Here is a 24,267-nt window from a genome sequence, read left to right as displayed (position 1 = left end):
ATGAGTTATGAATAAGAACCTGTATCGTATCGTGTTCAACAAGGCGCGTGGGCTGTTGATGGTGGTGGCGGATAGCGCCGCGTCCGGTCGGGCCGCCTCGTCGCCCTCGTCAGGTGTTGGCCATACTCAGCACCGCCGTGTCACTGCTTTATCGCGGCTGAGTTTTAGCCTGCTGCTGGCACTGGGCTGTGTCTCGTTATCCGCTCAGGCCAATATTGTTGCCGACGGCAGTGCGCCGGGTAATCAACAGCCGACCATTATCAGCAGCGCCAACGGCACCCCACAGGTCAATATTCAGGCACCGAGCAGCGGCGGGGTGTCGCGCAACGTTTACAGCCAGTTTGATGTCGATAATCGCGGCGTGATCCTCAATAACGGCCAGGGGGTTAACCAGACCCAACTCGGCGGTTTTATCAATGGCAACCCGTCGCTGGCACGAGGTGAGGCCAGTATTATCCTCAATGAAGTCAACAGCCGTGACCCCAGCAAGCTCAATGGCTATATCGAAGTGGCCGGGCGCAAAGCGCAGGTGGTTATCGCCAACCCGGCAGGCATTACCTGTGAGGGCTGCGGTTTTATCAACGCCAACCGCGCCACCTTAACCACCGGTCAGGCGCAGCTCAATAACGGCCAACTGACGGGCTACGATGTGGATCGCGGTGAAATTATCATTCAGGGCAAAGGTCTGGACAGCAGCCGTCAGGATCACACCGACCTGATCGCCCGCTCGGTCAAAGTCAATGCGGGCATCTGGGCCAGTGATCTGAAAGTCACCGCCGGGCGCAATCAGGTTGACGCCGCGCACCAAAATATTAACGCCAAAGCCGCCGATGGCAGCTTGCAGCCGACCGTGGCGGTGGATGTGGCGAACCTGGGTGGCATGTATGCCGGTAAAATTCGCCTGATTGGCACTGAAAGCGGTGTTGGCGTGCGCAATGCGGGCGAGATAGGCGCTTCAGCCGGCGATATCGCCATCACCGCCGACGGTATGCTGGTCAATAGCGGCCAGATCAAGAGTACTCAACAACTGGCGGTAAATACCGCTGCGGGCATAGAGAACTCGGGGGTGCTCTATGCGCAGGGCAATACCCAGCTCACCACCGCCGGTAAGCTCAGTAACAGCGGCACTATCGCAGCAGCGGGTGACACCTCACTGCGCGCGGCAGAGGTGAACAGCAGCCGCGACTCTGTCCTCGGTGCGGGCGTCAAGTCCGACAACAGCGCCATTACCAGCGGCACCTTGCGTATCGACGCCAGCGGTAAGCTTACCGCGCAGGGGAAAAATGTGAGCGGCACGGCGCAGGTACTTAACGCACACAGCATTGATCTGAGCGGCAGCCAAACTGAGAGCCGTGATCTCACACTCAGCGCGCAAGGCGGGCCAATTGATCTCAGCGGAGCCAAATTATCCGCCAGTCAGCGCCTGTCTGCCTCGACCGCTTCTCTGCTACGCACAGATAATGCCCGCCTGATTGCCGATCAAATCACCCTCGGCGCCCAGGCACTCTCCAATGTTGGCGGCGTAATAGCCCAAACCGGCACCACAGATTTCAGCCTGAATCTGCCGGGCTATCTGGATAACCGGGATGGCACCCTAATCTCTGCGGGCAAACTCTCGCTGCAAGCCGAGCGCTTGACCAGCAACCGCGCCAGTCTATTGGGGGCGGGTGTAGAGCGAGATGGCAAACTCACCCAGCGTGGCGATCTGGATGTTGTCACGCGCAATGAGTTGATTGCGCAAGGGAAAACAGTAGCAGTAGGCAGCATGACCTTAGCCGGAAGCCGGATTGATCTTAGCGATGGCTTAGCGCAAGCCAAGGATATGCAGCTCACGGCCACGGAAGATGATATTGAGTTAACGGGGGCGACAGTGATAGCCGCTAACCGACTATCCGCTGCTACCGGGCAAACCCTGCGCACTGATAAGGCCAATTTGACCGCCGACCAAATCAATTTCACCGCCGGTTCTCTCTCCAATGTGGGGGGGCAAATAGTCCAAAAAGGCAGCGGTGACTTCAACCTTAATCTCCCCGGTTATCTGGATAATCGCGGCGGTAAATTACATGCCGATAATATCCAGCTCAACCTGGCAAAGTTGGATAACAGCAAAGGGGAGATAGCGGCTGCGACCGACATGTGGATACAGCTGCAAAGTGATTTTACTCACCAGGCTGGCGCGCGTTTAACCGCGGGGCGTGATCTGGTTTTTAACACCAGTGGTGCACTGATTAACCAGTATAAGCTGGAAGCCGGGCGGGATATGCAGCTCTCGGCACTCAGCATCAGTAATTCGAATGTTGATCATAACAGCGCCTTACTGGCAGGCCGGAACTTATCATTGAGCACCGATAGCCTGTTTAACAGTGGTGCTATTTATGCCACCGGAATTGGGCAATTTACCGTAAACGGAGCTGCAGAGAACCGCGGTGAGATGTATACCGAACAACAGCTGACCTTCACCACGGTGGGCAATCTGGTTAACCACGGCGTGATACAAACTCGCGGGGATATGCTGTTATCGACTCAAAGTGACCTCAACAACAGCGGCAGTCTCTACAGTGCTGGTGACCGGATGCAGTTGTCAGTCCGCGGCAATCTGGATAACAGCGGTAATATCTTAGGGGCAGGGAACAGTGAGTTAATCACCCAGGGTCATGCTGCCAACACTGGCTCGATTTATAGTCAGGGGGCGCTACAGTGGCAGGCGGATGGCAATGTGCGCAACAGTGGGTCAATTGCGGCGCTGGGAGATCTGCAACTGTATGCTAACGACTTACTTAGTAACAGTGGGTCCCTGATAGGGGCGGGGCTGAAAACCGATGGCAGCCGGGTTAACAAGGGGAATTTAACCCTCCATAGCCAACAGGGATTAGTGGCTCAAGGGAAAAATATCGCCGCAGGGGAGTTGGCGCTATCGGGTAGCCAGATTGATTTAACTGGCAGCCAGACTCAAGCCAACGCTATCACCCTCACCGCCAAATCCGGGGATATCACATTAGCTGAGGCTGTGGTTAAAGCGGCGATGCATCTGTCTGCCAATACCACGTCACTTCTGCGGACGGATAACGCCAATGTGATCGCCGAGCAGATCACGTTCACCGCGCAAGCACTCTCCAACCTCGGCGGTGTGATAGCCCAAACCGGGATAATAGATTTCAACCTGAAGCTACCGGGTTATCTGGATAACCGTGGCGGTACTCTCCTCGCCAGAGGCAATGTTGCGATACAGGCGGAGCGCCTAAATAGCGACAGCGGCAGTCTATTGGCAGCGGGTGTACAGAGTGATGGTCGACTGACTGATGCCGGCTCACTGGTGGCGATCACCCGTCAGGAGTTAATCGCGCAAGGGCAAACCATTGCCGCAGAGGCGATGACCCTGGCAGGGAGTCGGGTTGATCTGACTGGCAGTCAGACACAAGCTCACGAGATGAAGATCACTGCCAGCAGTGGTGATATCAGCACGCAACGCGCCAATATTATCTCCCTTGGCTCACTCACCATCAGTGCTGGCGCGAGCGCAGGACAAACCCTCAATAACCAGGGCGGGGTGCTTGCGGCGAATAACATCAGTTTGGCTCTGGGGCGATTTGATGGCAGCGCAGGCAAGATAACAGCCAATCAGGATCTGACGATCGGATTACAGAGTGACTTCAGCAATCTGGCAGGATCTACGCTACAGGCAGGGCGTGACTTAACCTTTACCACCAGTGGAGCCTTAACCAACGAGGGGCAACTGTTGGCGGGTCGAAATCTCAGCACCGACTCAAGCAGCTTACTGAACAACGGCAGTATTCGGGCGATAGAAGCTGACCTTCGCACCTCCGGCGCGTTAATCAACCACGGGGAGATATTGACCAGAGGTAAGCTCAATACTGACGCCAACACCCTATTCAACAGCGGCACAATTATTGGTGCAGAAGCCACACTCAAGGCACGGGAGCGCATCACCAACTCCGGCCCTAACGCCCTGATCGGTGCCACCGATGAAAACGGCACCTTAGCCTTACTGGCACCGGTGATTGAAAATAGTGATACCGTCACCAACACAGACACTACCCCGACCACCACCATTTTAGGGATGGGCAAGGTTATCATGGCGGGCGGGCAAGATAGTGGTGGTAACTACCCGCGTGCGGCTCAGATCCTCAACATTTCCGGTCTGATTGAATCCGGCAAAGATCTACTGGTTTACGCCAATACACTGACCAACCGCCGCCATATTTTAACTGCCAATACTCAATTTGTAGCTGGCAACACGGTGAGTGGGTCAGCCTACTGGACGGCGGCTAATCCCGATATTCCGGGGGGACGCTATGCTGAGCCACCCCATGGCGGCTCGATGAACAGTGATTATATCGGCACCAATTATACGTCGACTTCCGCCTATAACAGCATCGACAAAATCAGCCCGGAAGCGCAACTGTTATCCGGTGGAAGCTTTACCCCGCAGGTTGGCACCTTGCAAAACTACTGGAGTAAAGTGAGTGCTCAAGGCGAGATTGACCTCTCGGGTGTCACCTTGCAACAAGATGGTTGGGGGAGTGCACAACGGCTGATCGAAAGAACAACGTCCACAGGTGAGTGGCGCTACCGTACCTACAAAGGCAATTTGTGGGGGACTGGCTGGGGGTCTGAGGTGAGGGAGCACGAAACCACCCAATATGCATCAAGTATCACCGCTAAAACCATTAGCGGTAGTGGCACCACTATCAACAATGGGGTTAACCTCGGTTCAATTGCACCGCCCAGTGATCGCAATAGCACGGGGAAAAACATCGCCGTCGAGTTTAACGGCATCTCCCTGACACTCCCCAGTGGCGGGTTATTTCAGCTCAATACGGATAAGGGCCAGTACGCCGCAAGCCCCGAAGGGGCACTCTCTTTTGACCATATTAATCACCCCACCTCTCTCGACTCGACAGGGCAGAGTTTGGATGCCAATCAGCCAGACGACCTCAACAGAAGCGGCCTTGCAGTGCCTACTCGTGCGGTAAGTAGCAGCTATCTGGTCGAAACCAACCCTGCGTTTGCCAATTTGAATAACTGGCGCGGCTCGGACTACGTGCTCCAGCAGCTGAATAACGACCCTTCAGTGATCCACAAACGTCTGGGGGACAATATTTATGAGCAGCGTCTGGTGCGCGATCAGGTGCTGGCGTTGACCGGGCAAACCGTCGCCGGTGGCTACAGTGATGCGCAGGCGCAGTTTGAGCAGCTATTTGCCGCCGGCGTCCAGTACAGCAAGGCGTTCAATCTTGCCCTCGGCACTCACCTCAGTGCTGAGCAGATGGCGGCATTAACCAGCAATATCGTGCTGATGGAGACCCGCGAAGTGGCCGGGCAAACCGTGCTGGTGCCGGTGGTCTATCTGGCGGGCGTGAAACCGGGTGACCTGCAGGCCAACGGCGCGTTGATTGCCGCTAATAATATCGAATTGACTGATATGCAGGGGTTAACCAATCAGGGTGCCATCAAAGCCACCAATAACCTGCAAATCAGCATGGCGAAAGATATCACGCTCAATAACCGTGGTGGCTTGCTTCAGGCGGGTGGCAATATGCTGCTCAGTACACTGAACAGTGATATTGACCTGACGGGGGCGCGGCTAAATGCAACCAACCTGCAACTGGATAGCGGCCGCTATCTGATACTGCGCACCGACAGTGAACAACTCAGCAGCGGTAATGGCGCAGTGCTGCGCAATCAAACCATCCTCGGGCCGCTGGCGAGTATCAATGTCACCAATAATGCGGTGATCAACAGTGATCGTGACTTTATTTTACAGGGTGCGGGCATCAATGTCGGCAAGGATCTTCAGGTCAATACCGGCGGCGACTGGATCCTCAACACCGTCACGCGCAGTGACCAGATAAGTGCGGATTATGGTTATGGCCATGCCACCAGCGATCATATTCGCCATTTGGGTAGCGAGGTGAATGTTGGTGGTGCACTGACCGCCAAGGTTGATAATCTGACCGCCGTGGGGGCCAACATCAATGCTGGCACTATGGATGTGCAGGCGCAGAACATTAACCTCAGCGCGGCAACCGACAGCTTACAGGTCACGGGCAAAGCCTCCACTAACCGCCATAGCGACTCAGTGGATCTCTATGATGAAACCCTGCTCGGCAGCCAGTTGAACGCCAGGGGCGATATCAATCTCAAGACAGCGCAAGATATCAGCCTCAGCGCCAGCACGGTGCAAACTGACGGCGCGCTGAAGCTGGCAGCAGGTGGCGATGTTGTTATCACCACCCAGACTGAACAGCATGATGAGCAGCGCATACATACCGGCAAGAAAAAAGGTCTGGCGTCGACCACTACTACGCACACCGAAGATAACCTGAGCCAGACACTGGCGGTCGGCTCAATGTTGTCGGCAGGCTCCATGGATATCAGCGGCAAAAATATCGCGGTCATCGGCAGTAATGTGGTGGCCGATAACGATGTTAACCTGCGGGCGAAAGAGAACCTCACCATCAGCACTGCGCAGCAGCGCGAGAGCGAATTACACCTGTATGAGCAGAAAAAGTCGGGCCTGATGAGCACCGGCGGCATTGCTGTCATGGTCGGCAGCAATCGTCAGAAAACCACCGACCAGACACAAACCCTGACAAATGTCGGCAGCACGGTGGGCAGTCTGGGGGGGAGTGTCAGTCTTGAGGCCGGCGATCAGTTAACCCTCCACGGCAGCGAGGTGATCGCGGGCAAAGACATCGCCCTGAAAGGCGCGGATGTGGCGATCACCGCCGCAGAGAACAGTCTGTCGCAACAGCACACCACCGAGAGCAAACAGAGCGGATTAACGGTGGCTCTGTCAGGTCCGGTCGGCAGTGCTGTCAACAGTGCGGTGACCACCGCGCAGCAGGCCAGCAAAGAGACCGACGGGCGACTGGCTGCCTTGCAGGGCACCAAAGCGGTGCTATCGGGGGTACAGGCGGTGCAGGCAGGCCAACTGGTGCAGGCGCAAGGGGGTGATGCCGCCAGCATGGTGGGTGTCAGTATTTCGCTAGGCTCACAAAAATCGGCCTCGCAGCAACATCAGGAACAGACCAGTGTCAGCGGCTCGACAGTGACGGCGGGCAATAACCTGACCATCAATGCGACCGGAAAGGGTGGCGCGGCGAACAGCGGCGACCTCCTGATTGCGGGCAGTCAGCTTAAAGCCGGTGGCGATACTACCTTAGATGCGGCACGCGATTTGCTGCTACTTGGCGCCGCCAATACCCAGAAAACCGACGGCAGCAACAGCAACAGCAGCAGCGGCGGCAACATTGGCGTCAGTCTGGGGTTCGGCAGCTCCGGTGGTGGCCTAAGCATCTTTGCCAACGCCAACAAGGGGCAGGGAAAAGAGCACGGCGACGGCACCTTCTGGAGTGAAACCCAGCTCGACAGTGGCGGCACGCTGTCACTGCACAGTGGTCGTGATACGGCGCTGATTGGCGCGCAGGCGAGCGGTGAAACCGTCAAAGTGGATGTCGGCCGCGACCTGCTGCTGCAAAGCCAGCAGGACAGTGACAACTATGACTCGAAGCAGACCAGTATCAGCGGCGGCGTCAGTGTCGCTGTGGTGGGTGGCGGAGGCTCAGCTAACCTGAGCATGAGTCGCGACAAACTGCACAGCAATTATGACTCGGTGCAGGAGCAGACCGGGATATTTGCAGGCTCTGGTGGCTTTGATATCACCGTCGGCGAGCATACCCAGCTTGATGGCGCGGTGATTGCCAGCACCGCAGACAAGAGCAAAAACAGTCTGGATACCGGCACGCTGGGCTTCAGTGATATCGAGAATAAAGCGGATTTCAAGGCGGAGCATCAGGGTGGCAGCCTGAGTTCAGGCGGCCCGGTGGGGTCTGACCTGCTGAGCAATCTGGGCGGCGTCGTGCTGTCTGGGCTGGGCAATGACGGTCATGCCGAGGGCACGACTCAGGCGGCGGTGAGTGAGGGCACACTTACAGTCCGTGACACCGATAAACAGCAGCAGAGTGTTGATGACCTGAGCCGGGATACCGACAACGCCAATGGCAGCATCGGCCCTATATTTGATAAGGAGAAGGAGCAGAACCGGCTGAAGGAAGCACAGCTTATCGGCGAGATTGGCGGTCAGGCCATGGATATTGCGCGCACGCAGGGCGCGATAGTGGCGACCAAGGCGGCGAAAAAGCAACAGAACGACCCGGATGCACAGGCGGCGGCGAAAGCCAAACTGGAGAAAGAAGGCAAGCCGGTAACGGCAGATGCCATCCGGAAACAGGCGTATGACACGGCATACAATCAGGCGCTGAATGACTCCGGATTCGGAACAGGAGGCCCGGTACAACGCGCCTTACAGGCTGCGACGGCCGCGGTACAGGGGCTGTCTGGCGGCAATATGGCGGCGGGTGCTGCGCCGTATATCACCAAACTGATCGCCGACACCCTGCCGGGTGATCCGGTATCGCGCACACTGGCACACGCAGCGGTCAATGCAGCGCTGGCAGCGGCTCAGGGTAATAATGCTCTGGTTGGGGCGGGTGGAGCGGTGACCGGTGAATTGATAGGCATGATTGCAATAAATGCCTATGGTAAGCCGGTTAGCGAACTGAGCGAAACGGAAAAACAAACGGTCTCGGCACTGGCAACCTTGGCGGCAGGACTGGCGGGTGGATTGATTGGTGATAGTACAGCGGATACAGTAGCAGGGGCGCAGACCGGTAAAACGGTGGTGGAGAATAATGCGCTGAGTGGAACTGACGAGAAAAAACGTCAGGATGCGAAGTGGTCACTGCCGTATCTGGAAGGTGATAAAAAAGCGCAGGCCGAACAGCTGATAGCGAATCTGGATGAAAAGGATAAAGCGTTTGATGCGGCACTGAACTCAGCCTGTCAGGGGCTGTCTTCAGCAGCCTGTCAGGGAATGCGGCAGGAACTGGCAGCGATGGGCAAAAGCTACGATGCCCAGCTTGATGGTCAATATATTGGTACGATGGCCAGTGTTTACAAAGAAGGTGCGGACAAAGTTGATGCTCTGATGTGGCAGTATGCAACAGCAGACGCTCAAGTCCAGAAAGAGAAGGACATCCAGACCATAGCCAGTAACTGGGGTGTCAGCATCGAGACAGCTTCAACGTTGTATGCCGGGATGGCTGGTGTCCATACAGCCGCAGCGATTGGTGGTGCGGTGTACGGGATGAAGGGAACTGGCGCAGCAGGTGAATCCGCAGGGACAATAAGAAATGTTAACCCTGGTTACCCAGAGGCAGGACGTGCCCATAACTGCGTAAACTGCTCTATTGCAACTGATGCTACTTTATCTGGAAATCCCGCTTCAGCATTACCTATAAATTCCACTAAAGGTGTGCCGCTAACAGTTCTGGAGCAGCAATATGGTTCTAAGTTCAAATATGTCTCTACGCCTGACAGTATTACTCAACAGATGAATAATGCTGGGTCAGGGTCAAGAGGCATTGTCTATGGATCATACGGACCCGGTCAGCCAGGTCATGTATTTAATGTTGTTAACCAAAATGGGACAGTCAGATTCCTTGATGGTCAGACCGGAAAAACAGCAGATCTTAGCCAGTTCAAGTCATTCCAACTATTGAGAACGAATTAATGATTAGTTTTACTGAGGCGGTAGAAAAAGCTAATGCGTATCTAGAGGATACTGAAAACCCAGTTGTCATTACTCTTCAAGGGCGTTTTTCTGAAGGATGGTTCTTTTGTTTTGAATCAAAGGCGTTTCTTGAAACTGGAGATTTTTCAACTCAATTAGCTGGTAATGCTCCATTTATTATTGATAAGGATAGCGGCGAACTTCATGTGTTTGGAACCGCATACCCTCTGGAAAAATATTTGCAGGACTACGAAGAAGATAAAAACCGTTAAATTTAGAAAAGAATCCCGACCGCTTCTGAAGTGGCCGGGATTTTTTTGCCTGTCACTCAGCGACGAGTGGCCGGATCACCAGTTGCCTGTGCTCCACGGCCACAGTTACCGGTGTATTGGTCCCAAATCCCGCCTCTTTTAACCAGCTGCCCTTCAGGTGCAGGCTGGGATGGCATGGCATGGAGAATAACTCTCTGAGTGGAGATCAAGGCCGCGAGTCTATTAAGCAGATTACGAGCAAGCCAGTCGCCACCGATGATTACCTCGCCGTTCTCCCGTACCCCAAACCGTGAAGGTGGATGTGTTGATCAGTTGATGCCGAGGGGGTTGGATGTTCTTACTGATGATCCGTTGGCTGGAGAATATTATGATGGTGAACTCATAGCTGCTTTATCGACGATAAAAGGAGAGGATCTAAAAGGTCAGAAAAATAGTTTTGCCCAAATAAAGCAGCTTATAAATCAGCTAGACTCTTCAGATATTAATGACGATTTAAGAAAAGATATATTAAAAATCAATAAAATAGTTTTATAACCAACCCCGATCACTGGCTGGAATTTTTGCTTCTAAGCCCTCTCTCGCCACTGCAACCGAATATCAAACTGACTGGTTTCACCGGGAAGCGCGAAGTTGTGGCGGGCGGGTTAAACGTGAAGTATGTCTTCTAAATAATATCAGGTGCGAGAGAAGATAATTATTATCTCCCGCAATGAGTTACCTGCTGGACCTCATGCTGCCATTGATGACAATATGGGTTTTAGCCGTTAATCGGCACTCCTGTTCAAGTTAGTATTTACGTTGCGAGATGCCCATTCTAAAATTTGCCGCTAGAGCTTCTGCTAAATAAAGTGACTGACACTTGTTATCACTATTTCTTTTATAAAAAACCTAATTATGTTGATACGGTATAATAGCTTTCACGGATTTAATGGTACTGTCACAAATTCTATTTAATTATAGTGCGCTGGTTCGCAACTATAGATAATTACTGATTTTTTTGTCATCAATAATCTACAGCTGTCGCCTAAATTTAATTTATTTATATTTGGTTTTAGCAACTATAATAGTGCTTTGCTCTATGATTGAGATCGCGCCTCTCTGATTATTGATTCGGCGAACTGTTCATACAGGAGAGATTTATGTCTCACAGGCCATTAATTCAGCTCCCCCACACTCATGGCGAAGGTTGCCTTTGCAATAGCCCCGCGTTCGCGCGCATCAATACAATATTTTCCCAGAAAGCCGCTCAATCAGCCCCCATTACTGCGGCGGCTGTCGCAGCGGCGATGCCGGAAACACCACGACAAAAAAGAGATATCGCAGCCAATGCTGTGCACGTCAAGGCTTTTATTAATGTTCGTGTTTTTGATGGTGTTTCAGACCAACTGCGAGACGGGTTACGAGTATTAGTGGAGGGTAACAAGATCAAGTCGGTAGAGCCTGCGGATTCACCGCTGCCGCCGGATGTGGAGCTGATTGATGGCGGTGGTGGTGTATTGATGCCGGGGCTGATTGATGCGCACTGGCACGCAATTATGGCTCGTCCGTCGATGATGACCGCCATGACGGCCGACTTTAACTATATACAGGCACTGGCTATTGCTGAAGCTGATGCCACATTGATGCGGGGCTTCACCACCGTGCGTGACATGGGGGGGCCGGTTTTTGGATTGAAACGAGCAATCGACGAACAGGTGGCGACTGGCCCACGCATTTTCCCTTCGGGCGCATTCATCACTCAAACCGGCGGGCACGGCGATTTTCGCTTGATTGGCGAGTTGCCCCATACGCCATCAGATCCGCTGAGTTATGCCGAGCGCGTGGGTATGACCGCCATTGCTGATGGCGCTGATCAGGTGTTATTGCGTGCCAGAGAGCAGCTGATGCGCGGTGCATCGCAACTCAAATATATGGCGGGCGGTGGTGTGGCTTCCATGTATGACTCCATCAGTGTGACCGAGGGGTCCGTGCCAGAAATTCAGGCGGCGGTCACGGCCGCTGAAAACTGGGGTACTTATGTGACTGTCCACGCCTACACAGCCCGAGCGGTGACTATGGCTATCAAAGGCGGGGTTAAGTGCATTGAGCATGGCCAGTTGGTGGATGAGCAAACCGTCCAGTTAATGGCAGAGAAAGGCATCTGGTGGAGCCTGCAACCCTTCCTCGACGATGAGGATGCGGTGCCAATGGCAAGCCCGGCGTCGCGTGCCAAGCAACTCGAAATGGTTGCTGGTACGGATACGGCATATCGGTTGGCGAAAAAATATAACATCAAGACGGCATGGGGCACCGATACGCTATTTGATGCGCGACTGGCAACCCGGCAGGGCGCACAATTGGCCAAACTGACTCGCTGGTATTCACCGCTTGAAATTCTCAAAATGGCGACCAGTGTTAATGCTGAACTTTGCGCCCTCTCTGGCCCAAGAAATCCCTATCCCGGTCAGTTGGGGGTGGTGGAAAATGGTGCGTTTGCTGACTTGATCCTGGTCGCGGGTAATCCACTCGATGATATCCAACTCATTGCCCAGCCAGAGAAAGCATTTCGGTTAATCATGAAAGATGGGCAAATTTTCAAAAATACCTTGGGAAACGAACAGTAGCGGCGGCTTAGGCTAATCAACCCGGTTTTCTGGTGGAGTGCCGCGTGTTAATTAAGGTTATTCAATGAATAATATGACTTCCCTCAGGAAGCCGCAGTGGTTTTTCGGCAAGTTTTTAAGCACCATAAAACAGAAGCCATGGTGTGGATCATGGGTTCTGTCCTCAACTATCGCGCTGAGTGGTTGCTCGGGTGTTGAGGCCCCCTCATTTTCATTAGTCGGCTCCTATTTCCCCTCCTGGATGGCTTGCGCTTTTATTGGAATAATCACGGCGGTGATTGCTCGCGTTCTGTTTATTCGTGTTGGTATTGATGAGGTGCTGCCATGGCGGCTATTGGTGTATGTCTGCCTGGCGCTGGCAGTGGCATTTATCTGTTCCCTATTACTGTTTACGCGATGAATGATAATGATGAATAAACTACCAGGGAGTGGGGGCAAGCGGCAACTGGCGCTGATTGTTGCGGGCGTTATCATTGTCGCGGCCGTGATATCAGGGTGGCTTTCAGTGCGGCAGACCACACTGAATCCGCTGTCGGAGGATGCTGAACTGGGGGCCAGCGTGGTGCATGTTGCCAGCTCGGTTCCTGGCCGTATTAGCGCGATTAATGTGGTGGAAAACAGCAAGGTTAGGCGTGGTGACCTGCTGTTTTCCATTGAGCCAGATCTCTATCGTCTGCAAGTTGAGCAGGCGCAGGCTGAGTTGAAAATGGCAGAGGCGGCCCGCGATGCACAGCAACGGACTGTCGTCGCTGAACAATCCAATGCAGCGATTACCGATGAGCAGATTGTTCGGGCGCAAGCCAACCTCAAATTAGCGACGCAGACATTGGCACGGCTGCAACCTCTGCTACCCAAGGGCTATGTTACCGCTCAGCAAGTCGATGATGCCGCGACGGCAAAACACGATGCCGAGGTCAGCCTAAAACAGGCGTTGAAACAGTCATTTGCGGCACAAGCCTTGGTCAGCACCACCGCCGCCTCTGAAGCGCTGGTGGTCGCGCGCCGTGCGGCATTGGCTATTGCCGAACGAGAACTGGCGAATACCCAGATCCGCGCGCCCCATGATGGTCGGGTCGTGGGGTTGACGGTCTCCGCTGGTGAGTTTGTGGTGCCGGATCAGGCCATTTTTATGCTGATCAATACCGAACACTGGCATGCCTCAGCATTTTTCCGCGAAACGGAATTGAAGCATATCAAAGTGGGGGATTGCGCCACGGTGTATGTCATGGCGGACCGCCAGCGCGCCATTGAGGGGCGAGTGGAGGGAATTGGTTGGGGGGTTAGCTCAGAGGATATGCTGAATATCCCGCGTGGCCTGCCTTATGTGCCGAAGTCACTCAATTGGGTGCGTGTTGTCCAGCGCTTCCCGGTGAGGATCAGTCTGGAAAAACCACCGGAGGACCTGATGCGGATTGGGGCTACTGCTGTGGTTATCGTGCGCAATGACGACGGTTGCTGACGGCACACTTGGCGGCATAATCCGTCAGGCAAAGGCGGATTTGGCCTATTTCCCTGGACGAGTCGCGATGACCTGGCGGGTGGCGGCGCTCTGTGCATTGATGGCGATGGTTGCCATGGTGTATGGCATTCCAGAATCCGCCATCAGTTGCTATCTCATCATTTTCGTTATGAAGCCGGATGGCGTAGAGAGCATGGTAATGGCCATCGCCATCACCCTATTGGTGTCGCTGGTTGTCGGGCTGGTATTTCTGCTTATCCATTTCACTTTGGAAGCCGCGCCGCTGCGCATGGCGGCCTTGATCGTCAGCTCGTTTTTGTTTCTCTATCTCGGTTCAGCCAGTAAACTCGGCCCGGTGGGCAGTATCATTGCGTTGGTGATCGCATTTGTAATGACGTTGCTCAGCAATATTCCGATGGGCGAAGTGGCAACGCGGGGGCTGTTGTATGCCTGGTTAATGGCGGTTTCCCCGATGTTGCTGATTATTGGCTTTAACCTTTTTCTTGGCCGGGCACCACAGACCTTATTGCGCGCCAGTTTATCCGAACGGCTCTTTAGGGTCGCCGAGGCATTGCAGCAGCCGGACGCCGCCAATATGGCGGGAGTTAAGCAACTGCTAGAGGAAGGGCAAAAGGAGCATCAACAGCGGGCGCTTTTTGTCCGTATTTTTCATCTGCGGCCCTCTGCTGAGGCCATCTGGCTTGAGAGTGCTGTGGCAAGCAGTTACCGATTGCTGCTGGCGACGTCGGCTTTACCCCCTACCTCACCTGAGAGTACGCGCTTTGTACTTGCGGCCTACTGTCGCGGTGCTGCTCAGGCGATTACTGAGGGGCAGATTATTGTTCCCCCACACTTTGCGATTAAGAGTGCGGGCGCTGAAATCGATGAAATCAAAAATGCGCTAATAGCACTGGCGAATGGTGATAATGGGCCAGATTTGGATGCCCCTAAATCCTCATTTTTTGCCGCAGACGCGCTGACTAACCCCGCCCATCAGCGTTTTGCACTGAAAACCACAGCAGCGGCGCTGATCTGCTATCTGATCTATAGCGCATTGGATTGGCAGGATATTCATACCGCCATGATCACCTGCTATGTTGCGGCGCTGGGGACGACCGGTGAGACCGTGCATAAACTGGTCTTGCGGATTATTGGCTGCCTGATCGGGGCGCTGATAGGGGTACTGGCGATCATTTTTATTATTCCCCATCTGAATGATATTGGGCAATTGATGGCACTGGTATTTGGCTGCACGCTATTGGCCGCTTGGGTCTCCTGTGGCCACGAGCGTATTGCCTATGCCGGTGTGCAGATAGGGCTGGCTTTCCTGCTTACCGTGCTGCAAGGCTTCGGGCCGAGCACGGATATGGGAGTGGCTCTCGACAGGGTGCTCGGTATCTTGCTGGGTAATCTGGTGGTGTATCTGATTTTTACGCGGTTGTGGCCAGTGGCAATTGCAGACGCGGTACAAATACATATTCGTCATGCGTTGAAGGGGCTGACAAACTTGGCTGCACTATCACCGGATGCACGGCCTGCGGCGCTAAGAGAAGCCACCACCATTGAGACAGAGATTACCGATGCGCAAGAGGAGCTGGCGCTGATCCCCTTTGAGCCTGCACAACTACGCGCCTCGCAAGAGGAGTGCGCGCGCTTACAGGCGATACTGTCAGAAATGAGTCAATTGTGCCCGGTGCTGTTTCTACCCACTGAAAAATCGGCGTCTGATGTAGAGCGATTGCGCCAGCTCTCGGCAGGTAGCGAAACCATGGCAATATCTGCTGAACAACAGCAGAGTCGCGCACCATTACGGCCAGAATTATCGCCAATTGATTTGACTATTCAACAACGTATAAAGCGGCTCGAGCAGCTTCTGGGAACTTGATGACATGATGACGCACACTGTACTGACGGCCCGGATAGCCAAAACAAGCCTAACTTATTCGGTGTTGAGTTTGAGCATGTTGATCGCCGGTTGTGCTACCGATCGCCTGGATCTGGCTCCTGCATCTTATTCCGAACCCTGGGCACCTGATGCGAATGCTGGGGCATCAGTGGCGGCTGGGAACTTTTCTGTACCGCCGAATCCGCTGGTGGCGGAATTTGCGCCGCCACCCAGTATCAACCGCGATCACAGCTATTCGTTGCCGGAACTGATTGATATTGCTCAGAATCAGAATCCAGACACTCGCATTGCCTGGCAACAGGCGCGGCAGGCCGCGCTGGCGGTAGGGATGGGGGAGGCGATATTTTTACCGATCATTTCGGCGAGTGTGATTGGTGGCTATCAGAGTACCACCACGCCGTTGCCTTACGCGATCGGCAATGAAAAGGATCTGAAGACGAGTGGTAGCGCTGTCGTTCCTGCTTTGGCATTACAGTGGCTTATCTTTGATTTTGGGCAACGCAGCGCACTGCTTGATGCGGCGAAACAGACCTCCTATGCCGCCAATGTGACTTTTAATGGTATGCACCAGAGGCTCATTTACGACGTGACTCGCACTTACTTCCAATATGGCGCAGCACAAACTCAGCGCGAGATAGCAGAACAGACGCTAAAAAATAGCCTAAAGATCCAGGATGCTGCCGAACAACGTAGGAAAAATGGGATTGCTACGACGGTAGAAGTTGCGCTGGCACAACAGCAGGTTGCGCAATCTGAGCTGCGCCGGGTGATGACAAAAGGCACCGAACGCGATGCCTATCAAGCATTACTGGGAGCTATGGGGGTTTCGCCTTCGTTGGTCATTAAAGTCGGTTATGCCGAGGATCGTGCCTTGCCAGAGGTTGCCAGTCCACCGACAGAAAAGATGATTCGGTTGGCACTTTCCCAGCGGCCAGATGTCTTGGCTAGCTATGCGGCGGCAGAAGCGGCCAAGGCGGGTATCAAAGCGACGGAAGCGGATTTCCTGCCAAAAGTCTATCTTGCTGGGGCTGTCGCGGGTGGCGATGGGCACTTCGATATTCAGGGCTTGCCGGGCATCAGCCCGCAGACCTCATCCTCCAGCATTCTGATTGGCGTCAGTGTGCCGCTTTACGATGGTGGGATCCGCGCAGCTCGAGTTAAAGAGGCGGAGTCGCGTGCGGCGGTTGCTACCGAAGGTTTTAAGAAAACACAAGAGCTGGCGGTGCGTGAAATTGTGGTGGCGGCAGATACACTGCGCTCAGCGCTTGAATCCAATCAGGCGGCATTAAATCTCGTGAAAACATCATTTATTACCTATGACGCCGCACTGGAATCTTATCGCAATGGAGTCGGCACCATCACTGTCGCCAACGAAGCGGCAAATGGTTTGCTGAATGCACAACAAATGAGTACTGATGCACATGCCGCTTCTTTGGTCGCCGCAGCCAATCTGGCTTTTGTGATGGGTAAAATGACTAACAGCTCAGAATAGGGGGGCACCAAGCATGGTAAAAGTCTCTTCTGTACTTTATAACGAGGTGGTTTTAGTGGAAACGTGGGTATTTTAATTAATAAAAGTTATAAATATATCGAAGTAGTAATGAAAATCAGAATTTAAGCTAAAAAGTAAATTGATATCTACTCATTAAAATCCTAATTAGGATTTCCTGCGCGTAATTAATTTTTAATTATATTTTTCATGTGATTAACGTGATTGTTGTTTTTTATGGCAAGATTAACCTTGCCTTTTTATAGGCTCGGCAGGATAAATAACAAGAATAATCCTAACTCAGAGTGTGACCATAAAATAATACAAATGTGATTTTGACCGCTATATTCATAGGTAAAGCTTTCACTAGGAAGCATGGCTTACCCGATAAAATTACCGCTATACCGGGCCGCTTGGGCGAAACTATCCGCACCACTTTGCAACCATCATATTTAAGGAAATAAATATGTCACAGTCCCCAGCCAATCATTCAGATGTCAAACATTCCAAACAACGCCGCTCGTTATTAAAAACTGCGGTAGGAATGTCTGTTCTTGGTATCGCCAGCGGATTAAGTTTAGCCACGCCAGGGATATCTTACGCAGCAGCATTAACACGTGAAGAGCGAGATAAGTTAACGCCGGACCAAATTATTGCTGGAATGAAAGAGGGTAATATCCGCTTTAGAACAGGCAAGATGCAACAGCATGATTATTTGGCTCAGAAACGTGCCAGTGCTGAGGGGCAATACCCTGCTGCGGTTATTTTAAGTTGCATTGACTCACGAGCACCGGCAGAAATTCTTTTTGATACCGGGATTGGTGAAACATTTAATGCCCGTATTGCCGGTAATATCGCAAATAACGATCTACTGGGCAGTATGGAGTTTGCCTGCGCAGCAGCAGGGGCAAAAGTGGTTCTGGTGTTAGGACATACTGCTTGTGGCGCAGTACGTGGGGCTATCGATGGCGTAGAACTCGGTAATCTGACCGGACTACTAAATCAAATTAAGCCGGCCATTGAGGCCACGCAATTTAGTGGAGAAAGAACCGGTAAAAATGATCAATTTGTTGATGCTGTTGCTAAAAGCAATGTGCAGCATACGATCAATGAAATACGGAACCGAAGCAGCATCCTCAATGGATTAGAGAAAGATGGAAAAATTAAAATAGTTGGCGCTATGTATAATCTCAATGGCGGACTAGTTGAATTCTTTAGCTAATAGATGGCAAGCTCCGGGCTTTGTCGCTCGGAGCCTTTAATCAGGTATGATTCTGTTTTTCTATTTTTTATCAGAGTAGTAATAATCTGACAGCACCCCTTTATCTGAGAAGTTTAATGTCAGGAGCTGTTTTCTATCGTTATTTATGGGGATGATTAAGTATATTCTCCGGTCAGTGATATCAGAACGATACTCCCAATGATTTGACTCATTATAGTCTTTAACATTAGTAGGCGTTCCCAACATAATTAACACATCCCGCTTATTTGTAACATTAGGAACCAGTTTTTGCCTGATTTCTGATTCTGAGTATTTAGCGATATGAGTTGCATGTGTTTTATCAATGTTGCCAACGCAAGCAGTGAGCAAACAGGATAATAATAAAATAAGGCTAGTTTTCATTCCCTTCATCTTTTTATTTCCTGCTCGACATACAATGAGTTGACTTGATCATATTTTATTTCTTTGATGTAAAGGACACAGTACCCTGACTTGTCACTATAACTAATCCGTGCCTCGTAAATACCTTTTTTCTCCGGTGTGAAGCTAAGATTCACACTGCATCCTTGATATAGTGAGTGATGGATACGAGTTAATTTTTCAGGTACAAGCAGGGTTTCAAAATAGTCATCCTTATACTCCTTACCTGTAACTTTCGGCAGGCCAATATCTTTTGTTGATCCCAAAGATATATTCACATACCGACTATGCTCTTGCACCCAGCCTCCAACAAACTTCCCATTACTATCTTTTTGATAAAGGCCGAAACTCATCGGTGGGCCAATCAATCTTATTTTGGCAACGTCAGGGCTATCTTGTGGTGGGTTATACATGGTCGCTTCAGGGAAAATGGTACTACATCCTGTTATAAGGAAAATAAGCGATCCCAAAAAAATCCTCTTCATTTTTCATATCTCCATGTAAAAAATACAATTGTATGGTGCAAAATAATAGGCAAAACTGCTCATAGGCACTTGGTTGTAAACCCCAGCCATCACAGTACACAGCTAGTAGAGTGAAATATGCCATTCTAACAAGTTGTTAACATGGTAAGGGTGGTGAGCATATTCTCGACAGATCCAAATATTCATCGCAATGACCTCGTCGATTTGAACGCCACTTGTGCGATCAAAAAGCATATAACGGCAGAAAAGAATTTAACTTTAATTAAAAGATGGAATTATGTGCGCAGTCTGGCTATAGCCGCATGGTTTGGATGGGATGTGCAATAAACTCGGGTAGAAGAAGAGGGAGCATAGTCTATTGAAATCGCGAAGCGGAGTTGAATACCCCTTGCGACGATCCTATAGGGGTGATAGTCCTGCTGGCTCACCCTGCCTTCCCTCCATCCGTCGACTCCCTGTAATAATTGAAAAGCTGTAAATCCATCTTGTCTGTGACGAAATATTAACACTAATATATTTAATGTATGTTTATATGGTATTTAATTTTCTAATGATATGTTAACGAAGGGTAAATGTTGGTGTTTTTTTTGTAAAATAGCAAAAGGAATTGATGTGAAAATGAAACAATGGTTTGCTTTTATTACCTTATTTGCAATCAGTTTTGTCGTATCGGCCTCTACTCTTGACTCGATAAGAATTAATGCACAGCAAGGTGCCTTGGGAACTATGACAATAGGTGAGAGATTTATCTATACCAAACGATTTGATATTGAACTCAATAACGCTGGTGAAAAGGCGATAGACCTAAATAATATTTGCTTTAACGTCTATGCGCCAAATGGGGAAAAGTTCAATTTTGATACTGTGGATGCAAAATTGGTTGAGGGGTCACTGAAACCCAATGCCTCAGTAAAGGGATTTGTCGTGTTTTCCTCGCAGAATGATTCAGTTTATAAGGCAAAATTTGTGAAAATATCAACTAACTGCTAATAACACTAATTTACTACGACTCTATTAAAGTGGCCCACCAGTCTGTGTGGGTTTTTATTTGTCAAGGCCTCCATAAACAGTGATTTCTTCCTCATAGCCCACCAGTAGTCACGCCTCAATATAATTATATTCTCATGCATGATTTTTATTTTTAATAATTTCGTGTTTTTTGCGTCATTCAATTAAAAAAATATATTTATTAATCAATGAGTTCTATGGTTATAGACCAAGGGGTTTGATCCAATACATTATATTTTAAAGCGCTAAGTCTACTACCGTGAGCTACACCCAAATTACCATTTGAGTTTTGTCCAATGCTAAGGAGTATATCATCGAAAGTTAAACCGATCATCGACTTGACACCATTACCCCACCAATTCATAGTGATTGTTAATAATTCACTTTTTAATATAAGGATTGGTGGATCGCTATCTGGTTGACTAAGTCGATGGCCATTAATATACAAAATTTGATCGACAAAACTCGGTGAGTTATCAATAATTATATGATTTTGAGTAGAGTTTTTTACTGTTACAATGATTGTTTTCATGTTGTTTGCCTATAAATCATTGTTAACTATATAGAATTGTAACAAGTTCCCCCTATTCAACTAAAATTGGATAAGAAAAGAATTTCTTACAATCTCCTTTCTAATTATATAACCATAATCAATATTAAATATAATGAAAAAGAGTTATCGATTGGTGACATCCAGTAAAAGTGACAGATTTATATAGGGTGATAATTCATTATAGAGAGATAAAATAATTGGCTCAATCAGGTGGTCATAAAAAAATCCCCACAGGGTTAGTGGGGAGCACTGTGCTTCAAATCGAAGCAAGATGGGTAGAACTGCAATGACAGAAAAAGTCTCTTAACGGTAGTACATTACTGTCAATAGGTTTACCTGTGATTTTTTATAAAAATTTAGTAGCCAAAATAACTGATAATGAGTCGATCAATAGGTCGACGCTTCTTGCCAGTAATAGCAGATTTTCACTTGTGATGTAGGTGTGGTTTTTGTACTTAAGTTAGGTTATCAAATGATAACTTTTCTTCATTATTAATGAGGGTTTTACTCTGCTATGTTTGTACTTGTTCTTTCTCAACCATTTGTAATTTATAATAATAACACTATGTTACTTATTTTTTAATATTGCCAACACCAGGCTATTTAATTAAGTTAAATGAGTTTAATTTATGTTTTTATAAGATCGGAAAAGTTAAAATACAGTGACTTTTTTACATCACATTTAATGCTTAATCTATGTAAGAATATTTTCCATTTGTTTTTTATTTTTATTAATTAAGGAGTATCTCTCTATTCTGAGAGATAGATAATATTATGGATGTAGAAGGAAAGTGTCGTTTGTCGGCTGAACATGGTGGATGTGTAGGATTCCTTGAGGGGACTTTTGTCCGTTTTTACCAACAAGGACTATTTACATGGAACAGTTTTACAGATACCCCATTAAAAGTTTGTGGTCGACAGGTAAAAAAATTAGATGGCACCTGGCTATTAAGTGGTGGATTGCCTTTGGCATCGTTTTTGGCACAAAAGCTTGATGCCAAAATATATAAATGGGGAGCTGTACTGGATATGGCATGGGAGAATGAGGAGTATGAGTTTTGGTATCAGAAAGAAGTTAATCGGCTTAGTGTCCCAAGCTATCAGTCAACTATAGCAACACAAATTTTGATGGAAGGTAATGATGAATCTCTGACTTTTCCACTAAATACTCTTTTTCATTGGGGATTATTTACATCCACAAAAAAAGAACAGAAGATGCTTATTAGAAAAATCAGGAAAGAGATGTTAAATATTAGATTGAAAGAGAGTGATTATATTTTATAAATTGGGTTTTGGATGTTGATTTTTGCACTTTTTCTTGCGTGAAATTAACTTTTAAGAGCAATATCGATATTGTTTTTAGATTATTTATATGTTTTTTCTCAATGAAAAAGCTTTCTTATTCACATTATTTAACAAATGGCCAGATATTTTCATTATATAAATATATGATGGCCGTTATCAGGGCCGCTGCACTTCCACCCGAAAAAGCCAATATCAGTGTTAGGCCAGCACTGCGCCAGCTACAATGAAACCGAGCTGCTATCCCCCATAATAGGATGATGAAAATGATCATCTGTAGCCATAGATTTTGTGGCAGTACGTAGATGCTGAATTGGAGAAGAAATAGCGCAGTAAGATAGGCTGCCAGACTATTTACAGGAGAAATTCCTAATGTGCGGCTCAGAAGAGTACCGATACCTGCGCCTAATCCAATTATGGTTAGCATTGATTTTTTATCCTTATTTTTCATCGATATTTACTGTTGTTATGACGTCATCCTTCAGGTTATTAGCATGGGGTTGTTCTCTTCATAAATACGTTATTTCCCAGTGTGAAAAATTTGACGTTATGAATGGTTGATTTTGACTGTCAAGCAGAATGTGACCAGCTGCTCGGATTTATTTTAACAATAAGCTAGCTGGGTTTTATGAGTATTTATCCTTTTAATCCTATTACCGAAAACGCTGACTTTCACCAGAACTGCGTGGCGAATATTTGACACAGTCGAGCTGCCGTTCAAATGCTGGATAGATAGGCTCCTTCTATCAGGTAGTGATCAACTGCAGCCTGCGTGCAGAGCCTTATGTCAACTGGCTGGTTTCTTTGAAGACCAGCAATGCTTACAGGTTCTGGAGTATTTGATGATGAGAAAATTGACAGGTACACGTAAATTGTTCTTTTTTGTCTCAGCTGTTATTGCCGGTTTTTATTCATTGCAGATCGCGGAAGCTTGCACGCGTATCTTATGGAATGATAATAAATTGGGGGTATTTGTTGCGCGAACAATGGATTGGCCGCAAAGCACAGAACCTATGTTATTTGTATTTCCCAAAGGTATAACACGCAATGGTGCTAATTTTGGTTCAGAGACTGTTGTAAAGGACAACCCTGCGGTATGGACATCACAATATGGCAGTATGGTGACAACAATTTATGGTATGGGCACTGCCGATGGATTTAATGAAAAAGGTCTGGCAATCCATATGTTATACCTTAATGTGACGGATTATGGCCCACGAGATATTAGTAAACCCGGCTTACAGGTTGGAATATGGGGGCAGTATGCATTAGATAATGCTGCGACAGTGGCTGAAGCATTAGATAAACTGTCACAAATACAGCCCGTGATGGTGACGGTAAATGGATTTAAGGGGACAGTTCATTTAGTTCTGGAAGATGCATCGGGGGATTCAGCTCTGATCGAATATATTGATGGTAAAGCTGTAATTCATCAGGACAAAAAAAATCGTGTAGTAACCAATGATCCTCCTTATACAGAACAACTGGCCATGTTAAGCAAATTGGATTTTAGTCACCCGCAAAGTACGACACCTTTACCGGGTAATATGACTCCAGCAGATAGACTTGAACGTGCCACTTATTTTCTTCAGTTACTGCCAGAACCTAAAGATGAACGAGAGGCTGTCGCGAGCATAATGGCCGTTGCGCGAAATGCTTCCGTGCCCTTCGGTGCGCCCTACAAAAATTTTGGTATTTATGACACAGAATATCGGACGGTCATTAACTTTAACGATCAACGCTATTATTTTGAGCTGACAACTAGCCCTAGTGTTATCTGGGTAGACTTGAAAAAGTTTAATTTATCAGCAGATAGTAGTGTTTTCGCTTTTGATCCACGCAAAACTTCCTTGTCAGGGAATATCTCTGATGCATTTGAAAAAATAGATAAGGCACCATTTTAAGTTAATTTTTTCATTATTTAATTAACGATAGGGAGTATTTCCCGTTATA

At 49.3% G+C, this 24,267-nt stretch carries 17 protein-coding genes; 12 read left to right on the top strand and 5 right to left on the bottom strand.

Annotated elements, in window-relative coordinates; genetic code table 11:
- The first annotated feature begins 7 nt into the window (after positions 1-7).
- Together AACW11_RS05600 and AACW11_RS05595 are read left to right on the top strand one after the other, a co-directional pair.
- Complete coding sequence (locus AACW11_RS05600) at positions 8-9,595, top strand: hemagglutinin repeat-containing protein (protein ID WP_212583985.1); 9,588 nt, start codon at positions 8-10, stop codon at positions 9,593-9,595.
- Positions 9,595-9,867 (top strand): YrhB domain-containing protein, encoded by a 273-nt coding sequence (locus AACW11_RS05595; protein ID WP_212583984.1) that lies wholly within the window; start codon positions 9,595-9,597, stop codon positions 9,865-9,867. The genes AACW11_RS05600 and AACW11_RS05595 overlap by 1 nt, the downstream gene beginning before the upstream one ends.
- A gap of 52 nt (positions 9,868-9,919) precedes the next feature.
- Here AACW11_RS05595 and AACW11_RS05590 read toward each other — a convergent pair whose 3' ends face one another.
- Positions 9,920-10,048 (bottom strand): SymE family type I addiction module toxin, encoded by a 129-nt coding sequence (locus AACW11_RS05590; RefSeq protein ID WP_212583983.1) that lies wholly within the window; start codon positions 10,046-10,048, stop codon positions 9,920-9,922.
- Between the two features lie 17 nt (positions 10,049-10,065).
- On the opposite strand from AACW11_RS05590, the gene AACW11_RS05585 reads away from it, so the two are divergent.
- The 7 genes from AACW11_RS05585 to AACW11_RS05555 all read left to right on the top strand — a co-directional run bounded on the left by AACW11_RS05585 (position 10,066) and on the right by AACW11_RS05555 (position 18,546).
- Positions 10,066-10,401 carry a contact-dependent growth inhibition system immunity protein gene (locus AACW11_RS05585; RefSeq protein ID WP_339379042.1) on the top strand — a complete coding sequence of 112 codons (336 nt, stop codon included), beginning with the start codon at positions 10,066-10,068 and terminating at the stop codon, positions 10,399-10,401.
- 605 nt (positions 10,402-11,006) lie between these two features.
- Positions 11,007-12,470, top strand: a complete 1,464-nt coding sequence (locus AACW11_RS05580) for a metal-dependent hydrolase family protein (protein WP_212583982.1) — start codon at positions 11,007-11,009, stop codon at positions 12,468-12,470.
- A 64-nt stretch (positions 12,471-12,534) separates the two neighbouring features.
- Positions 12,535-12,870: a YtcA family lipoprotein gene (locus AACW11_RS05575; protein WP_212583981.1), complete on the top strand. Its 336-nt coding sequence runs from the start codon at positions 12,535-12,537 to the stop codon at positions 12,868-12,870.
- A gap of 9 nt (positions 12,871-12,879) precedes the next feature.
- A complete protein-coding gene (gene mdtN, locus AACW11_RS05570; RefSeq protein ID WP_212584183.1) occupies positions 12,880-13,929 on the top strand; it encodes a multidrug transporter subunit MdtN in 1,050 nt (349 codons plus the stop codon).
- Positions 13,913-15,814 (top strand): FUSC family protein, encoded by a 1,902-nt coding sequence (locus AACW11_RS05565; RefSeq protein ID WP_212583980.1) that lies wholly within the window; start codon positions 13,913-13,915, stop codon positions 15,812-15,814. Before mdtN ends, AACW11_RS05565 begins: the two co-directional genes overlap by 17 nt.
- A gap of 4 nt (positions 15,815-15,818) precedes the next feature.
- Positions 15,819-17,327: a TolC family protein gene (locus tag AACW11_RS05560; RefSeq protein ID WP_212583979.1), complete on the top strand. Its 1,509-nt coding sequence runs from the start codon at positions 15,819-15,821 to the stop codon at positions 17,325-17,327.
- A 463-nt stretch (positions 17,328-17,790) separates the two neighbouring features.
- Positions 17,791-18,546: a carbonic anhydrase gene (locus AACW11_RS05555; protein WP_212583977.1), complete on the top strand. Its 756-nt coding sequence runs from the start codon at positions 17,791-17,793 to the stop codon at positions 18,544-18,546.
- A gap of 60 nt (positions 18,547-18,606) precedes the next feature.
- Here AACW11_RS05555 and bamE read toward each other — a convergent pair whose 3' ends face one another.
- Positions 18,607-18,957 (bottom strand): outer membrane protein assembly factor BamE domain-containing protein, encoded by a 351-nt coding sequence (bamE, locus tag AACW11_RS05550; protein ID WP_212583976.1) that lies wholly within the window; start codon positions 18,955-18,957, stop codon positions 18,607-18,609.
- On the bottom strand, positions 18,954-19,451 hold the full coding sequence (locus AACW11_RS05545; RefSeq protein WP_249192680.1) for a hypothetical protein: 498 nt from the start codon (positions 19,449-19,451) through the stop codon (positions 18,954-18,956). The genes bamE and AACW11_RS05545 overlap by 4 nt, the downstream gene beginning before the upstream one ends.
- Positions 19,452-20,069: 618 nt before the next feature.
- On the opposite strand from AACW11_RS05545, the gene AACW11_RS05540 reads away from it, so the two are divergent.
- Positions 20,070-20,441 (top strand): DUF4354 family protein, encoded by a 372-nt coding sequence (locus AACW11_RS05540; protein ID WP_249192693.1) that lies wholly within the window; start codon positions 20,070-20,072, stop codon positions 20,439-20,441.
- Positions 20,442-20,640: 199 nt separating this feature from the next.
- On the opposite strand, the gene AACW11_RS05535 is transcribed toward AACW11_RS05540, so the two are convergent.
- A complete protein-coding gene (locus tag AACW11_RS05535) occupies positions 20,641-20,991 on the bottom strand; it encodes a hypothetical protein (protein WP_212583973.1) in 351 nt (116 codons plus the stop codon).
- A gap of 795 nt (positions 20,992-21,786) precedes the next feature.
- On the opposite strand from AACW11_RS05535, the gene AACW11_RS05530 reads away from it, so the two are divergent.
- A complete protein-coding gene (locus tag AACW11_RS05530) occupies positions 21,787-22,296 on the top strand; it encodes a hypothetical protein (protein WP_212583971.1) in 510 nt (169 codons plus the stop codon).
- A 124-nt stretch (positions 22,297-22,420) separates the two neighbouring features.
- Here the strand turns inward: AACW11_RS05530 and AACW11_RS05525 are convergent, their stop codons facing one another.
- Complete coding sequence (locus AACW11_RS05525) at positions 22,421-22,765, bottom strand: hypothetical protein (RefSeq protein WP_212583970.1); 345 nt, start codon at positions 22,763-22,765, stop codon at positions 22,421-22,423.
- 391 nt (positions 22,766-23,156) lie between these two features.
- On the opposite strand from AACW11_RS05525, the gene AACW11_RS05520 reads away from it, so the two are divergent.
- Positions 23,157-24,218: a linear amide C-N hydrolase gene (locus AACW11_RS05520; protein WP_212583969.1), complete on the top strand. Its 1,062-nt coding sequence runs from the start codon at positions 23,157-23,159 to the stop codon at positions 24,216-24,218.
- Positions 24,219-24,267: the final 49 nt, after the last annotated feature.

Origin of the sequence: Yersinia sp. Marseille-Q3913, assembly GCF_963892745.1 — a bacterium.
GTDB classification, from domain to species: domain Bacteria; phylum Pseudomonadota; class Gammaproteobacteria; order Enterobacterales; family Enterobacteriaceae; genus Yersinia; species Yersinia bercovieri.
This window is presented reverse-complemented; position numbering and strand designations above follow the sequence as displayed.

Excerpts from the sequence above, each read along its gene's own strand:
- AACW11_RS05590 (WP_212583983.1), bottom strand. The coding sequence starts at position 10,048 with ATGCCATGCCATCCCAGCCTGCACCTGAAGGGCAGCTGGTTAAAAGAG.
- AACW11_RS05600 (WP_212583985.1), top strand. The coding sequence starts at position 8 with ATGAATAAGAACCTGTATCGTATCGTGTTCAACAAGGCGCGTGGGCTG.
- AACW11_RS05560 (WP_212583979.1), top strand. The coding sequence starts at position 15,819 with ATGATGACGCACACTGTACTGACGGCCCGGATAGCCAAAACAAGCCTA.
- AACW11_RS05535 (WP_212583973.1), bottom strand. The coding sequence starts at position 20,991 with ATGAAAACAATCATTGTAACAGTAAAAAACTCTACTCAAAATCATATA.
- AACW11_RS05545 (WP_249192680.1), bottom strand. The coding sequence starts at position 19,451 with ATGAAGAGGATTTTTTTGGGATCGCTTATTTTCCTTATAACAGGATGT.
- AACW11_RS05580 (WP_212583982.1), top strand. The coding sequence starts at position 11,007 with ATGTCTCACAGGCCATTAATTCAGCTCCCCCACACTCATGGCGAAGGT.
- bamE (WP_212583976.1), bottom strand. The coding sequence starts at position 18,957 with ATGAAGGGAATGAAAACTAGCCTTATTTTATTATTATCCTGTTTGCTC.
- AACW11_RS05565 (WP_212583980.1), top strand. The coding sequence starts at position 13,913 with ATGACGACGGTTGCTGACGGCACACTTGGCGGCATAATCCGTCAGGCA.
- AACW11_RS05575 (WP_212583981.1), top strand. The coding sequence starts at position 12,535 with ATGAATAATATGACTTCCCTCAGGAAGCCGCAGTGGTTTTTCGGCAAG.
- AACW11_RS05520 (WP_212583969.1), top strand. The coding sequence starts at position 23,157 with ATGATGAGAAAATTGACAGGTACACGTAAATTGTTCTTTTTTGTCTCA.
- AACW11_RS05530 (WP_212583971.1), top strand. The coding sequence starts at position 21,787 with ATGGATGTAGAAGGAAAGTGTCGTTTGTCGGCTGAACATGGTGGATGT.
- mdtN (WP_212584183.1), top strand. The coding sequence starts at position 12,880 with ATGAATAAACTACCAGGGAGTGGGGGCAAGCGGCAACTGGCGCTGATT.
- AACW11_RS05595 (WP_212583984.1), top strand. The coding sequence starts at position 9,595 with ATGATTAGTTTTACTGAGGCGGTAGAAAAAGCTAATGCGTATCTAGAG.
- AACW11_RS05525 (WP_212583970.1), bottom strand. The coding sequence starts at position 22,765 with ATGAAAAATAAGGATAAAAAATCAATGCTAACCATAATTGGATTAGGC.
- AACW11_RS05555 (WP_212583977.1), top strand. The coding sequence starts at position 17,791 with ATGTCACAGTCCCCAGCCAATCATTCAGATGTCAAACATTCCAAACAA.
- AACW11_RS05540 (WP_249192693.1), top strand. The coding sequence starts at position 20,070 with ATGAAACAATGGTTTGCTTTTATTACCTTATTTGCAATCAGTTTTGTC.